Here is a 14,600-nt window from a genome sequence, read left to right as displayed (position 1 = left end):
TTACTTAAATTAACAAATTAGTGACAATTAGTTAATATTAACAAAATGAAGCTGTATTTTAGCGGCCTTTATTTTAACATTACATTGAATTTAGCCCCCCTATACCATATAAAACAGCTTTGGAAAGCGGCCTATAACACCCGAAGCAGCCGGTTAAAGTTATTAGGCGCCACCATTGTTATAGTAGTCATTATTAACCTGCTCCCCTCTTTTTTTAAGTATATAGAACGGAGAACAGACGGTGTAGTATTACATGACTGGGTGCTGGCGCACCTGCCATCCTACGATCTTTCGGTACCGATTTTCATCCTCATCTGGAGTATGGGACTGTTAATGATGTGGCGCGGATTGTATAACCCAAGGGTGTGCATCAGTTATATCTGGACGCTCAATTTTGTATGTATTGCCCGTTTTATCACCATAACTTTGGTTAAACTTAACCCGCCTATCGGCCTTGTACCTTTAATCGATCCGAGTACCAGCGTATTTTACGGGCACACATTTATCACTAAAGATTTATTTTTTTCGGGCCATACGGCTACCATGGTGCTTGTTTACCTGCACCTGCAAAAACGCAGGGATAAATTCATCGCCTTAATCTGCGCAGTAGTGTTAGTAGTACTGTTACTCATTCAGCATATCCATTATTCCATAGATGTTGTAGCCGCGCCATTATTTGTATATGGCTGCTGGCGGTTAACCAAATGGCTTGGCCTCCAATAAGCGCTATTCCCAGCTATCCACCAGGTGCATCGTATCTTTTAAATCGGCATAAAGCTTTTTGAATACCGGGAACATCCGGCTGTATACTTTGTGGTTGTTTTTATTTGGCTGGATGATTTCCTGGTGTTCAACTTTAGTTAGCTGTTCATAACGTTCCGGGTGTAATACCCGTGCAGCAAGGTAAATAGCCCCCATGGCCGATGAATCTTCAGATTGCAGCACGGCCAGTTTTTTTCCGGTGATATCGGCCAAAACCTGTGTCCACACCGCCGAACTGGTAAAACCTCCGCTGATATTAACTTGGGTGATCCCGCCCGAGGCATCTTCTAAAGTTCTGAGCACATCGTTCAGGGCAAAGCAAATCCCCTCAAGCCCGGCCCGTAAAAAGTGCGAACGGGTATGCGATGGTTTGATATTGAAAAACGTGCCGCTGGTTTTGGTATCCCAAAGCGGCGCACGCTCCCCATACAGGTAAGGTAAAAATATCAGGCCTTCGCTACCTGCAGGTACCGTGGCTATCTCCCCAAATAAAGCATCATAATCAGCGCCGCCGGGATTTTCCTTTTTCAGGAAATTTTTCAGTAGCCAGTTCAGGGCTATTCCTCCGTTATTAACCGCGCCACCACAAACAAAAGTCTGTTCATCAAGCAGGTAATTAAATACCATAGCTTCGAAATTGTAAACCGGTTTGGAATGCGTTATCCTTACCGCTCCGCTGGTGCCAATGGTTAAAGCGGCAATCCCGTCGCCGGTAGTATGGCTACCTAAATTAGCACAGGCGCCATCACTTGCACCGATAACAAAAGGCGTTTGGACGTAAATTCCTGTTGATGATACAACAGATTCGTTAACATCAGCGCGATAATAAGTTGTATTGACAGGCTCAGACAGCTTATTAGTTGGGATGCCGATCAGGTCAAGCGCTTCAACATTCCACCGCCTGGTCACAATATCAAACATACCCGTCGCCGAGGCTATGGAATAATCAATCTCAAAAACCCCGAACAATTTAAACCAGATATACTCTTTAACAGATATAAATTTATGTGCAGATTCAAAAACCGCCGCTTCGTTATCTTTTAGCCATAACAGTTTATTTAGGGGAGACATAGCGTGGATGGCCGTACCACAATTATGATACAGCGAGGCACCTTTTTCAGTCGCTCTCAATGCCTGGGCAATATTCTCGCTCCGGGCATCGGCCCAGGTGATCATGGGGTACAACGCTTTACCTGCTTCATTAACAGGAATAATGCTGTGCATCGCACTGCTCAGGCTTGCTGCCTGTGGGTGCGTACCTAATTTCGCGATAATCCCCGAAAGGCATTTTATAAAAGCATCCCAGATCAGTTCAGGATCCTGCTCACTGTACCCTGGTTCGGGAGAATTGATAGGATAATGAGCCGATACTGTACCTAAGGCCTCGCCGGTTAAACTGATGGCTACAGCTTTAGTGCTGCCGGTGCCTATATCGATGCCTAAAATATATGCCTGCATGGTGATGTATTTTAGGCCAAAATAGCAAACAGAACCGGGATTGTCTGAATCAGAATTTACAGAATTTTTAAATTAACAGAATGCCGTAAAACTCTTTATTCTGAAAATTCTATAATTCTGTAAATTCTGATTCAGACAAAACCAACAGAGACAGAGGGGGATAGTTCCGGCATTTATATTATCTACATTAGCCTTACCAATATAAACCAATTAAGAGTATGCAAGTAATTTTAGGGGTCATCTTTCATTTTATCGGTGGCTTTGCTTCAGGGAGTTTTTACATCCCCTACAAAAAAATAAAGGGCTGGGCCTGGGAAAGCTACTGGATAGTGGGCGGCTTTTTTTCATGGCTTATTGTGCCGCCGCTGGCAGCATGGCTTACCGTGCCGGGTTTTGCCGACATTATAAGCCATACCGATTCGGCAACGCTTGGCTGGACATATTTGATGGGGTTATTATGGGGTATAGGCGGATTGACATACGGTTTGGGTGTACGCTACTTAGGGGTATCCCTGGGCAGTACCATCATATTAGGTTTATGCTCGGTTTTTGGTGCGATAATACCTTCGGTATATTATGATCTTTTCCCTAAAGAGGGCAAAGATACTTTTACCCTGATGTTGCACAACCAATGGGGGCAGTTTGTTTTATTAGGTATTTTACTTTGTGTGGTCGGCATTATTATTTGCGGTAAAGCCGGCACCATGAAAGAGAAAGAACTATCAAACGATAAAACTGTAGCCGAGGAAAATAAGGATTATCGTTTTGGATTAGGCATTGTTGTGGCCGTAATATCGGGCATATTGAGCGCCTGTTTCAACTTCGGTATTGAAGCCGGTAAACCGATGGCCGAAATTGCCAATCATACCTGGCAGGCTTCGCATCCGGGGCAGGGCGATTTCCTGTTCTCAAACAATGTGCCCTACATCGTGATACTATGGGGCGGCCTCACCACCAACTTTGTATGGTGCATGGTATTGAATGCCCGCAACAAAACGTTTAATAATTATACCGACAAAAAAACGCCCCTGCTTAAAAACTACCTGTTTGCGGCGCTGGCCGGTACCACCTGGTTTTTACAGTTCTTTTTTTACGGCATGGGCGAAAGTAAAATGGGTAACGGTGCCAGCTCATGGATATTGCACATGGCCTTCATCATCCTCATAGCCAACACCTGGGGATTGGTGCTGAAAGAATGGAAAGGTGTAAGCAAAAAAGCATTCGGTACAGTAATAGCAGGTATAGCGGTAATTGTGTTATCTGTACTGGTGGTAGGTTATGGTAACAAGATAAAGCCGAAACCCAAGGCAAAAGCCGAGTTAATCAAGCCAACAATCAAAACAAATCAATAATTAAAAATTCGCTAATTCACTAAGTCAATAATTCACTAATTAAAAATATGTCTGTTAAAACAACACAATTTAAGCATGTAAGTTACCTTTGGGATGATGCCAAAGCCGCCGAACTGGAAGGCGATGAAGTAGCCCTGCTCATATACCGATCAAACCTGTTAGGTGCCGATCTGCGCCTTACCAATTATGGCGGCGGCAATACATCTTGCAAGCTGCAAAGCAAAGATCCCCTTACCGGTAATAACGTTGAAGTAATGTGGATTAAAGGTTCAGGCGGTGATATCGGCACACTTAAAAAAAGCGGACTGGCAGCACTTTACGTTGATCGCCTACGCAGCCTAAAAAATATTTACCGCGGGGTTGAATTTGAAGATGAAATGGTTGAACTGTTTAACCACTGCATTTACGATCTTAACTCGAAAGCGCCATCTATCGATACACCATTACACGGTTTCCTGCCATTTAAACACATTGATCACCTGCACCCCGATGCGGCTATTGCCATAGCGGCAGCAAAAGATGGTAAAAAAATAACCCAGGAGTTATTTAACGGCACTATTGGTTGGGTTGAATGGAAAAAACCGGGCTTTGAACTGGGCCTGCAATTAAAACAGTGTTTGGACGAAAACCCTGGTATCCGCGGTATTATGTTAGGATCGCACGGTTTATTTACCTGGGGCGATACCGCTTACGAAAGCTATATGAACACCCTGGAGGTAATTGAGCGTTGCGCCGAATACCTGGAAGAAAACTATGGCAAAAAAGGCCCTGTTTTTGGCGGACAGAAAGTTGAAAGTTTGGATGAAATCGGTCGTAAAAAACAAGCCGCTGCCCTTGCACCGGTATTACGTGGTTTTTGTTCAAGCTACCGCCATATGGTTGGCCATTTTACTGATGATGCGCGTGTGCTGGAGTTCATCAACTCGAACGATCTGGATCGTTTGGCCCCGCTGGGCACCAGTTGCCCGGATCACTTTTTGCGCACCAAGATCAGTCCGTTGGTACTTGACCTTGCACCGGGCGAAGATTTGAGCGATGTTGCCGCCTTAAAAGGCCGTTTGGCACCTGCGTTTGAGGCTTACCGCCAAATGTATACCGATTACTATAATACCTGTAAGCATGATAACAGTCCGGCTATCAGGGATACTAACCCGGTAATTATCCTGTATCCCGGTGTAGGTCTGTTCTCTTTCTCGAAAGATAAACAAACCGCACGTGTTGCCGCGGAGTTTTATACCAACGCCATTAACGTAATGAAAGGCGCTGAGGCTATTTCTGAATATACTTCACTGCCACGCCAGGAAGCTTTTGATATTGAATACTGGTTACTGGAAGAGGCAAAACTACAGCGTATGCCTAAGCCTAAAGCTTTATCGGGCAAAATAGCTCTGATAACCGGCAGTGCAGGCGGTATAGGTAAAGCTATCGCCAAAAAATTTGTTGATGAGGGGGCGGTTATAATTCTGAATGATATGAATGCCGAACGTTTGGAAGGTGCCGGCGAAGAGTTTAAAAAACAATACGGTAAAGATTCATATACTACTGCTATACTCGATGTTACCAAAGCCGACCAGATTAACGAGGCCCTTGAAATAGCCGCTTTAGCTTTTGGCGGTGTGGATATCGTGGTGAACAATGCCGGTTTATCCATCTCCAAATCAATTGCCGATCATACCGAGAAAGATTGGGATCTGCTTTATGATGTATTGGTGAAAGGCCAGTTCTTTATTACCCAGGCTGCTGTAGCTGTAATGAAAAAACAGGATATTGGTGGCGATATCATTAATATTGTAAGTAAAAACGCCCTGGTTAGCGGTCCGAACAACGCGGGTTACGGCTCGGCAAAATCGGCGCAATTACACCTGAGCAGGTTAAATGCGGCCGAGCTGGGTACCGATAAGATTCGCGTGAACGTGGTTAACCCTGATGCGGTGATCAGCGATAGCAATATCTGGGCCGGCGGGTGGGCCGAAGGTCGTGCTAAAGCCTATGGCGTTACTGTTGATGAGTTGCCTGCTTACTATGCTAAACGCACATTATTGAACGAAGTTATTTTACCTGCCGATATTGCCAATGCCTGCTTTGCCTTTACCGGCGGACTGCTCAACAAATCAACCGGCAACGTGTTGAATGTTGATGGTGGGGTGGCGATGGCGTTTGTGAGATAGTTCATAGGGGATAGACCATGGTTCATGGTCTGAAAATAGAGATTTAAAAAGCGTAGGCCTGTGCGATTCCCTCCCCCGGGAGGGTGTAGGGAGGGGTTTCTTCGATTTGCTTATCCGTTAAGCATGGCGTACAAACCCCTCCCTGCCACCTCGCAGGCCCGCGCACCCCTCCCGAGGGAGGGAATTAAAGAACTCAGCAAGTTCAGGCGTCCACGCCTGAACTTGCGAATGATAACCAATACCAATTATGCAGTTAGAAAAATATAAAATTGATGAAGCCAATCATCAACAGCTCAACAGCCATCAGCGCAAGTTTGATTTTGTTGCGGCTGATGTAAAAAACCTGGATACTATCCTGCAAAAACTGATCGATTTTAACATCGCCATACCAAGCTGGGCCTTAGGCACCGGCGGTACACGTTTCGGTAGGTTTTCGGGTGGTGGTGAGCCGCGCAGTTTGGAAGAAAAAATTGAAGATGTAGGTTTGATCCATGCGCTTAACCGCAGCAGTAATTCTATTTCGTTGCATATTCCATGGGATATCCCTTCAAATGCTTTGGCTGTTAAAGCACATGCGGCGCAGTTGGGTTTGCATTTCGACGCGGTTAACTCCAACACTTTTCAGGATCAGCCAAACCAGGAACTGAGCTATAAATTTGGTTCGTTACACCATGTGGATAAGGCTGTGCGTAAGCAGGCTATCGCCCATAATATCGAGGTGATCAAATACGGCGTTGAGCTGGATTCGAAAGCATTATCTGTTTGGCTGTCGGATGGTTCAAACTTCCCCGGTCAGCTAAATATGCGTGGGGCATTTGAACGTACGTTAGAAAGCTTGCAGGAAATTTACGATGCTTTGCCCGATGACTGGAAAATTTGGGTAGAGTACAAACCATACGAGCCTAACTTTTATTCAACTACCATTGGTGATTGGGGTCAATCCTATTTATTGTCATCCAAATTAGGCCAAAAAGCGCAAACCCTGGTTGACCTCGGTCACCACTTAGGCAGTACCAACATTGAGCAAATAGTTTCATTATTGCTGATGGAGGGCAAACTTGCAGGTTTCCACTTTAACGATTCGAAATATGGAGATGACGACCTTACCGTAGGCAGTATCAATCCATACCAGCTATTCCTGATATTTAACGAACTGGTTGAAGGTATGGATGCCCGGGGCATGACTCACGCCACTTCTATCGGCTGGATGATCGACGCCTCGCACAATGTAAAAGATCCTATTGAAGATCTGCTGCAATCGGTAGAAGCCATCAAAATTGCCTACGCACAGGCTTTATTGGTTGATACCCCTGCTTTGGTGCAGGCACAACAGGATAACGATGTGGTATTGGCACAGGAAATATTACAACAAGCCTACCGCACCGATGTGAGGCCATTATTAGCCGAAGCACGTTTACGTGCAGGTGGCGCGCTGAACCCACTAACTGTTTACAGGCAACAAAGCATCAGGCAGCAACTGGTAAACGAACGCGGAGCTAAAGCAGTGTCAACCGGATTGTAAGTCTATGGAGCCGATACCAGTTATAGCTGTTTTTGACGTGGGTAAAACCAACAAGAAACTCTTCCTGTTCGACGAGAACTATAAGATAGTTTTTGAGCGCACAGCCCGTTTCCTGGAAACCCACGACGAGGATGGCGACACCTGCGAAAACCTTGATAGCCTCAGGCTTTCAGTGTTCGATTCGCTGCGAGAAATCATTAAACATAAAGAGTTTGATCTGAAAGCGATCAATTTCTCGACTTATGGGGCCAGCTTTGTTTATGTAGATGAATACGGCAAGCCGCTCACGCCGCTGTACAATTACCTTAAACCATATCCGCCTGAACTGGGCAGGCAGTTTTATAACAGTTACGGCGATGAAGCCGGGTTTGCTTTAGAAACCGCGTCGCCTGTTTTGGGCAACCTTAATTCGGGTTTACAATTGTACAGGCTTAAATATGAGCAACCGGACGTTTTTAAAAAGATAAAGTACGCGCTTCATTTACCGCAATACATGAGCTACCTCATTAGCGGGCAAATGGTAAGCGATTTAACCAGCATCGGCTGCCATACCGCCCTTTGGAATTTCGGCAAAAACAATTACCATAACTGGTTGAAACAGGAAAATATCCTGCTTAAAATGGCACCCCTGCATCCGGCAGATAGCGTACTTACTGCCGAGTTTCCCGGCAATGGCTATAAAGTTGGTATCGGCTTGCACGATAGCTCGGCAGCGCTCATTCCTTATTTGGTGAGCTTTAATATGCCTTTTGTGCTGATCTCTACAGGTACCTGGTCAATCAGCCTGAATCCGTTCAATCAAACACCATTAACGGCAGATGAATTGAAGCACGATTGCCTCAATTACCTGCAATACAAAGGCAAACCGGTAAAAGCCTCGCGCCTGTTTACCGGCTACGAGTACGAGCAGCAAGTAAAACGCATAGCCGCTCATTTTAACCAGGACGAGATCAGGTATCGTACCATCCAGTTTGACCCGGCAGTTGTGGCTAAACTACAAAACCAGCCGGCTTTAAAAGCCAATGAAAAGGATGGTGAGCTACAAAAATCGGCATTTGAACAGCGTGATCTTGGTGCATTTACAAATGATGTGGAAGCCTATCATCAACTGATGCTGGATATCATCGCGCAGCAAACCATCTCCACCAATTATGTTTTAAACGGTTGTACCGTGAAACGTATTTTTGTTGACGGCGGCTTTAGTAAAAACAGCGTATTTATGCACCTGTTGGCCTGTGCGTTTCCACACCTTGAAGTTTACGCCGCTTCTATGGCACAGGCAACGGCTGTGGGTACGGCTTTGGCCATACACCAGCATTGGAATAGTAAACCGTTGCCGCATGATTTGATCGAGCTAAAATATTATTCGGGGGTGCAGAGTGAGGTGGTGTAGTGTAGTGCATCCCGTCCAATCTCCCGCTTGTCATTTCGACGAACAGCGGGAGGGCATAGCGGGTGGTGTGAGGAGAAATCTTCTACGCCCTGCTTTTACGGATGCAAAGCCGCGTTACAGGGCGTAGAAGATCTCTTTCGTCCCTGTACACTTACCGCCCGTTGCTCTATCGGAAATGACATTTTTTAGATTAACATAATCCGGTTATCAGCCGTTTTTTTTTATTTTAGGGCAACCAACATCCTCAATTATGAAACGGATAGCTTTGTTTTTATTATCATTCTGTTTTGCATTTACTGTCCACGCCCAGCCGTCAAAACATAAAAAAGCCATCATCGTACTTACCTACGATGACGGCATCAACTCCCAACTCAACATCGCTATCCCCCAGCTTGATTCGGCACACCTTACCGGCACCTTCTTCTTAACCGGCGGAATGTCGGAAACATCGATCGCCCGCTGGCGGGAAACAGCAAAAAAAGGTTACGAACTGGCTAATCATACTTTATACCATCCTTGCCTGCTTACCACGGTAAAAGCCAATCCCGCCAATAATTCGGCTGCTTATACACCGTATATGATGCTGCGCGAGATTAACCAGATGAATACCCTGCTCTACGCCCTTGATGGTAAAACAGGCACCCGCACTTATGCTTATCCCTGTACCGAAGAAGAGGTTGGCGGTGTAAACTACGTAGATACCCTGCGCAAAGCAGGCCTTGCCAAATACGCCCGCATTGGCGGCGGCCCGGACGCCGTAATTACCGATTTTAAAAACCTCGACCCGCTCAGGGTACCGTCATTCGCGGTTACCGGCAATCCCGTAACCGGCGAAGCGCTGATAGCCTTTGTGAAAAAGGTACAGCAAAGCGGAGGCATGGGCGTGTTTATGTTTCACGGCGTTGGCGGCGATTACCTCATTACCCCGGCCGATGCCCATCGCCAGCTTTTGGCTTATTTAAAAGCGCATCGCGATGAAATTGAGGTAACCACCTTTATGAAAGCGATGGATGAGGTAGTGGCAGCTAAGTAGTTAGCTTATCAAGTTGATGATATCCGCTATCAAAGTTTCATCTTTGATAATCCTTTCATGCCCGAGGTTCTCGTAAATCCTTGTTTCTATCTCCGGGTGGAGGTTAAGGAAACTTTTCAAAAACCCAACCGGAGCAACCTTATCTTCCGGATCAAAGGCCAGCCAGTGGCGATTGATCAATCCGGCCGGATATACTTTATCCATAATAAAATCGGATGCCTGCATTTCAAAAAGCTGCTCAAAATCGGCAAAGAACTTAGCCTGTACCTCCCGGCTTACATCTGCCGAGTTTAGCGTTGCTATAAAGTTTTCTTTTAAGTTGATTAATGGCGTAATGCTGATCAACAACTCTGGTTCGATACCTGTATCCTTAATAGCTAAGGCATTAGCCATTGCACCTAAGGAATGCCCTATAAGCACATCAGGCACACCATGAGTTTTTATAATGGCAGTTGCCGCTTTGGCAAAAAGTATCAGGTTTGATAATTCTCCCTCCGAACTACCATTCCCCGGCGCATCGAAGCCGATTATTTGGGTGTCCGGCAGGTTTTTCAACGCGGTGATGAGTTCTGCAAAATCAGCGGCTTTTGACCCCCAGCCGTGGGTAACCAATATCCGGCGGTTACCTTCGCCCCAAATAAAGCCGTTGAACTTTAAGTTTGCTTTGGCAAAATGCGGATCATCAACTTCAAGCGTAAAAGCTTTAGCCTCATTAAGCAATTGCTGCTGTTGCAGGCGTACCGGCATTTTTGGCGAGTAGTAGATCAGTTGCCACAACAGGCTGATCAGTTCGGGAGTTTCAGCGCCTTCAAGGGCTTTTACCTGGTTAAATATGGTTTTGAATTTCTTCATCGGTATGTGCAGAGGTTTGCGCACGCAAAATAAACAATCCTGTTTGAAATATACCGATGGGTATTTTTATTTACTTTAAGGAGACGAAGTTTAGGGAAGAGGGTTGAGCAAAGGTGCAAAGTTTTTTTGTGGATAACCGTAGATTTTAAGTACCCGAAGGTGGCTAAGACGCAATATTTTTGTGGAATAGTTTGAGAGTTTTGAGCACGCAAATGCGCGAAGACGCTAAGTTTTTTTGTGGATAACTGTAGATTTTAAGTACGCAAAGGGAGCTAAGACGCCGTATTTTTGTGGAATAGTTTGAGAGTTTTAAGCATACAAAGGCGCGAAGATGTAAAGGTTTTTGAGGTTGAGCCGCGTACAAATGGAGAAAAACTTGCGAAGTTTTAAAAACTTCGCAAGTTTCAAGTTGTCAAGTTATTTACCCCGGCCCAACCACAGCAAGGAGTTTATAATTAGTTTATCCACATCATCATTTTCAAAGGTTTGTGATAGTTCTTGGTTAGTGCCGCCATCGTAATCCATAGCGTTGTGACCTATATTAAAATAAACCATTTTATATTTTTTGTTTGTCCACGCTACCGGATAATAACCGCTATGCCAGATTTCGTACTGCTTCGGACCGGTACCCAATGGGAAACTTGTAGAATCAACCGCCAGCAAGATATCGATATCCGGATTTTTGCGCAGGTCGTGTTCCCAACGGTACCATTCGTTAGGGTTGGTTTTAAAGGTGAGAGGCAGGCCTTTGGTTACCGGGTGTTTAGGGTCTTCTACGTGTAATATGGCAGGGGTTGGGTGCCAGGTATTACTTACATATTGTCCCGAGCCCAAAAACTCGTTATGGTACCAATCCCAGTTTTGTGGAAAAGCCGACGGCGTAAGCGCGAAGGCCGAAAAGTGAAAACCCATCCAGGCACCACCGTTTTTCATGTATTGCTCAAAAGCGGCGCGTTGTTCAGGGTTATCTGCACGGGTATCTAAAAATACCACCACCTGGTATTTGGCCAAAAATTCGGGGTTCATGTTAGCCCAGTTGTTGGTGCTATCGTAAGTGAAATTATATTTTTCGGCCATTTTGGGAAACCAGCGATTGGCCTCGTGCATAAAGCTGATATGGGCCAGATCGGCCCTGCCCGTGTAAAAAGCTATTACTTTAAATTTCTTTTTGCTTTGGGCGTTGGTGTTTATCGTCGTAAAAACAGCCATAATAAGGATGGCAGTAAACAGCATGGCCCGGTTAATCATGGTTCGGTTAATCATCATTTCCGTGTGTTTATAATTGTGGATATAAAACTAAGGGATTTGGGTTTAGGGTGATGGAAAAATGAGGGAATGAGAGGTAATGTAGGGGAGAGTAAATATATCAATAGCAATAAAAACGATTATTGCTTGGTTGTTTCCCAGACATATATCTTGGAAGTATCACTTTGGTCACCAACAATGATAACTCTTGGCATTTTAGAAAATTCAAGAAAATAAGGAACAGTTCGGGAAGCTGATGGCCCATTTGTTATCATCCTTACAAATTTTTCCTGCCCCCTATTACCAATTGTTCGATTCCAATAAGTATAGCTGACAGAAATTGAGATTGTTCCACCATATTTATTCCAATACCAGATTGGATTTATTGTTTGATTATCGCTATCTAACAGTTCCACATAAGGAATTTTCCAGGTGCCCTGAATCGGAGAAAATTGAATTAAGGTTGGAGTGATTTGTTTAACTATAATATTATTTTCAATCGGAAGGTCCTTGTCTTCAGGAACTGTCAAATTGAAAACTCCCGCCATTCCACCTTGTTGATTTTGATTTATTATTTGCACTATGGGCTTTTCTTTTTGAATCAACGATGCTTGATTTATTGAAGCGTGAGTTGTTTCTTTTTTGGAATTCTTCAGTTTATTCAACTCAATAGGAATAGATAGATAGGAAACTGACACCTGCTTAGTATACGTCTGGTAGCCTGACTTTGAAACTCTTAAGATAACAACGTCCCCGCGCTTTAACGATGCAGGTAAAAGTATCAGAAAGACTCCGCGATCGTCAGATGTTCCATTTGCATTTATTCCAACGATGTCAATAGTTGCTAATTTAACAGGTTCTTTTTTGTTATCATAAATTTGTCCTGTAATTGATATCTGCTGTGCTTTAGAAGTCAGACTAAATAATATCATTACTAATGCAATGTATTTCATTCCTACTCTGAAGTTAACGGAATTATTACATTGCTATTGGGAATATCAAAAGATTTGTCATAAGTGTGATAATGCTTTTTTACAACTCGTATCCTGACACTACTGATTGAATCTTTAATATTAAGTCGAAAATTTCCATTGTGCTCGGAATAATAGATTTCATTGCGGCCGACAACTGAAATTTCTGCTTGTTCAATACTCTTATTAGTGGCTTCATCTACTATTGATCCAGATACAATCAATGTGCTATTGGCAGCAGGAAGACTTTTAGAATCTTTCCATGGGTAAAATTTAATTATTGCAGGAATTATGACCCCAAGTAAACCGATTATACTAATCCAGATTTTGGTTTTATTATTTGTTGTACTCATTTATTCATAAATGTAATAAATATTTAATCTGAAAAGCATAGTGCCTTATGCTTTGTCTTTGCGAGCTTTATCACAAAACCATCTGCTCAAACAACTTATTCAACGTAGCCTCTGCATCAGCAGTCATCCCCGGATGCACTTTGGATGCCTGCACCACCGTACTCCGGGTAGCGGTAAGCCAACGGAAACGTGAGGGCTGATCAAGCAGCGCTATCGGTCCGGCATCTTTTTCGCCGTTGCAGATACGCTCGAGCGAGTTGACGTTATCTTTCAGGCAATCCAGATCCAAGTCGCCGCAGAAGCCTGCCAGGCGCTTGTTATCAAGACTGAACAATACTTTTAAAAACTTTTGTTTGGCACAAAACAATATCACCCCGATATTGATAAACTCCTCACGCTCTACCCTGGGTACAACGCGGATTACGGCGTACTCAAATACCTGCATATAGGGCTTGTTTTGCTGCTGTAACAAATATATCCGACGCGGCCAGCCGGGTTATGATAAATTCGGCGTAAATGTTGCGCACTTCGTCGGGCGTTTCTTCAAAATCGCGGTAGGTGATCCATTCGTCGGGGATCAGCGCTACAATATCGCGGATCTTTTCGGGTGTTAGTATGGCTTTAAATTCGGTATCAACGGCATCCAGTTGGGTAGCCCTTGCTAATAGCACATGGTCTTTCACCTGCGCAAACGGACGGGTTGCCATTTCCTGCCAGTTATGCCACGAGTGATGAAAATATAGTGCGGCACCGTTATCAATCATCCAGAGCTCTTTATGCCAGATGAGCATATTGGTATTGCGGGCCGTACGATCAACATTGGTGAGCAGGCAATCAAACCATACTATCTGCGAGGCCAGTTTGGCATCAACAATGGTAACTGCCGGATCGAAAGTGATTGCGCCCGATAAATAGTGAAGCGCAAGGTTAAGGCCTTCGCTAAATTTTAACAGGTCCTGGATCTCTTCGTCGGCTTCGGAGCGGCCGAAGGCTTCATCAAGGTTGGCGAAAACCAGTTCGGGTACTTTAAAGCCAAGCAGGCGGGCTATTTCGCCGCCGATTAATTCAGCAATGAGGGCTTTTACGCCCTGGCCTGCGCCGCGAAATTTGAGTACATATAAAAAGCCGTCGTCGGCCTCGGCAATAGCGGGTAGGGAGCCGCCTTCGCGCAGGGGCGTTACGTAACGGGTTACGTTTACAGTGCGAAGCTGTGGTGCTGTGTAGTTCATAGTTTGTTGTTGCGACGAAAGTAGGTTACTAACGCCTGTTTGCGTTAGGGATTGCAGCGGATACCGGCCTTGTGCGTAATGCCCGCAGGCGTATGAGCGGAAAGCCCGGGCCGCAGGCAACGCCATTCCCTTAATTGAGCTTTTGTGTTATCTTACAATCATTCGCCGCTCAATTGCCGCGGGTGCTGTTACTTTTGTCTTGATACAAAAGTAACCAAAAAATCAGGTCATCAGAGAGGTTTCTTTGCCGCACCTGGCCGCT

Annotated in this window: 13 protein-coding genes; 6 read left to right on the top strand and 7 right to left on the bottom strand. The window is 44.8% G+C overall.

The window, feature by feature from the left end; genetic code table 11:
* Positions 1–45: 45 nt before the first annotated feature.
* Positions 46–723: a phosphatase PAP2-related protein gene (locus HYN43_RS02130; RefSeq protein WP_119407883.1), complete on the top strand. Its 678-nt coding sequence runs from the start codon at positions 46–48 to the stop codon at positions 721–723.
* Positions 724–726: 3 nt separating this feature from the next.
* On the opposite strand, the gene HYN43_RS02125 is transcribed toward HYN43_RS02130, so the two are convergent.
* Positions 727–2,220, bottom strand: a complete 1,494-nt coding sequence (locus tag HYN43_RS02125) for a gluconokinase (protein ID WP_119407882.1) — start codon at positions 2,218–2,220, stop codon at positions 727–729.
* A 218-nt stretch (positions 2,221–2,438) separates the two neighbouring features.
* Between HYN43_RS02125 and rhaT the strand changes: the two genes are divergently transcribed.
* From rhaT to HYN43_RS02100, 5 genes are all read left to right on the top strand, one after another.
* Positions 2,439–3,572, top strand: coding sequence for an L-rhamnose/proton symporter RhaT (rhaT, locus tag HYN43_RS02120; protein ID WP_119407881.1), 1,134 nt, complete (start codon positions 2,439–2,441; stop codon positions 3,570–3,572).
* 47 nt (positions 3,573–3,619) lie between these two features.
* Positions 3,620–5,740 (top strand): bifunctional aldolase/short-chain dehydrogenase, encoded by a 2,121-nt coding sequence (locus tag HYN43_RS02115; protein ID WP_119407880.1) that lies wholly within the window; start codon positions 3,620–3,622, stop codon positions 5,738–5,740.
* A gap of 247 nt (positions 5,741–5,987) precedes the next feature.
* Positions 5,988–7,262 (top strand): sugar isomerase, encoded by a 1,275-nt coding sequence (locus HYN43_RS02110; RefSeq protein WP_119407879.1) that lies wholly within the window; start codon positions 5,988–5,990, stop codon positions 7,260–7,262.
* Between the two features lie 4 nt (positions 7,263–7,266).
* Positions 7,267–8,655, top strand: a complete 1,389-nt coding sequence (locus HYN43_RS02105; protein ID WP_119407878.1) for an FGGY-family carbohydrate kinase — start codon at positions 7,267–7,269, stop codon at positions 8,653–8,655.
* 250 nt (positions 8,656–8,905) lie between these two features.
* On the top strand, positions 8,906–9,688 hold the full coding sequence (locus HYN43_RS02100) for a polysaccharide deacetylase family protein (RefSeq protein ID WP_119407877.1): 783 nt from the start codon (positions 8,906–8,908) through the stop codon (positions 9,686–9,688).
* Here the strand turns inward: HYN43_RS02100 and HYN43_RS02095 are convergent, their stop codons facing one another.
* From HYN43_RS02095 to HYN43_RS02070, 6 genes are all read right to left on the bottom strand, one after another.
* Entirely contained in the window at positions 9,689–10,540 is an 852-nt protein-coding gene (locus tag HYN43_RS02095) for an alpha/beta fold hydrolase (RefSeq protein ID WP_119407876.1), read from the bottom strand.
* Between the two features lie 417 nt (positions 10,541–10,957).
* Positions 10,958–11,806, bottom strand: a complete 849-nt coding sequence (locus tag HYN43_RS02090) for a ThuA domain-containing protein (RefSeq protein ID WP_205589854.1) — start codon at positions 11,804–11,806, stop codon at positions 10,958–10,960.
* A gap of 119 nt (positions 11,807–11,925) precedes the next feature.
* Positions 11,926–12,738: a peptidase associated/transthyretin-like domain-containing protein gene (locus HYN43_RS02085; protein ID WP_119407875.1), complete on the bottom strand. Its 813-nt coding sequence runs from the start codon at positions 12,736–12,738 to the stop codon at positions 11,926–11,928.
* 2 nt (positions 12,739–12,740) lie between these two features.
* Positions 12,741–13,109: a carboxypeptidase-like regulatory domain-containing protein gene (locus HYN43_RS02080; RefSeq protein ID WP_119407874.1), complete on the bottom strand. Its 369-nt coding sequence runs from the start codon at positions 13,107–13,109 to the stop codon at positions 12,741–12,743.
* A 70-nt stretch (positions 13,110–13,179) separates the two neighbouring features.
* On the bottom strand, positions 13,180–13,554 hold the full coding sequence (locus tag HYN43_RS02075) for a DUF3037 domain-containing protein (protein ID WP_119407873.1): 375 nt from the start codon (positions 13,552–13,554) through the stop codon (positions 13,180–13,182).
* Positions 13,541–14,338 (bottom strand): HipA family kinase, encoded by a 798-nt coding sequence (locus tag HYN43_RS02070; RefSeq protein WP_119409220.1) that lies wholly within the window; start codon positions 14,336–14,338, stop codon positions 13,541–13,543. The genes HYN43_RS02075 and HYN43_RS02070 overlap by 14 nt, the downstream gene beginning before the upstream one ends.
* Positions 14,339–14,600 lie beyond the last annotated feature (262 nt).

Origin of the sequence: Mucilaginibacter celer (assembly GCF_003576455.2) — a bacterium.
GTDB classification, from domain to species: Bacteria; Bacteroidota; Bacteroidia; order Sphingobacteriales; family Sphingobacteriaceae; genus Mucilaginibacter; species Mucilaginibacter celer.
This window is presented reverse-complemented; position numbering and strand designations above follow the sequence as displayed.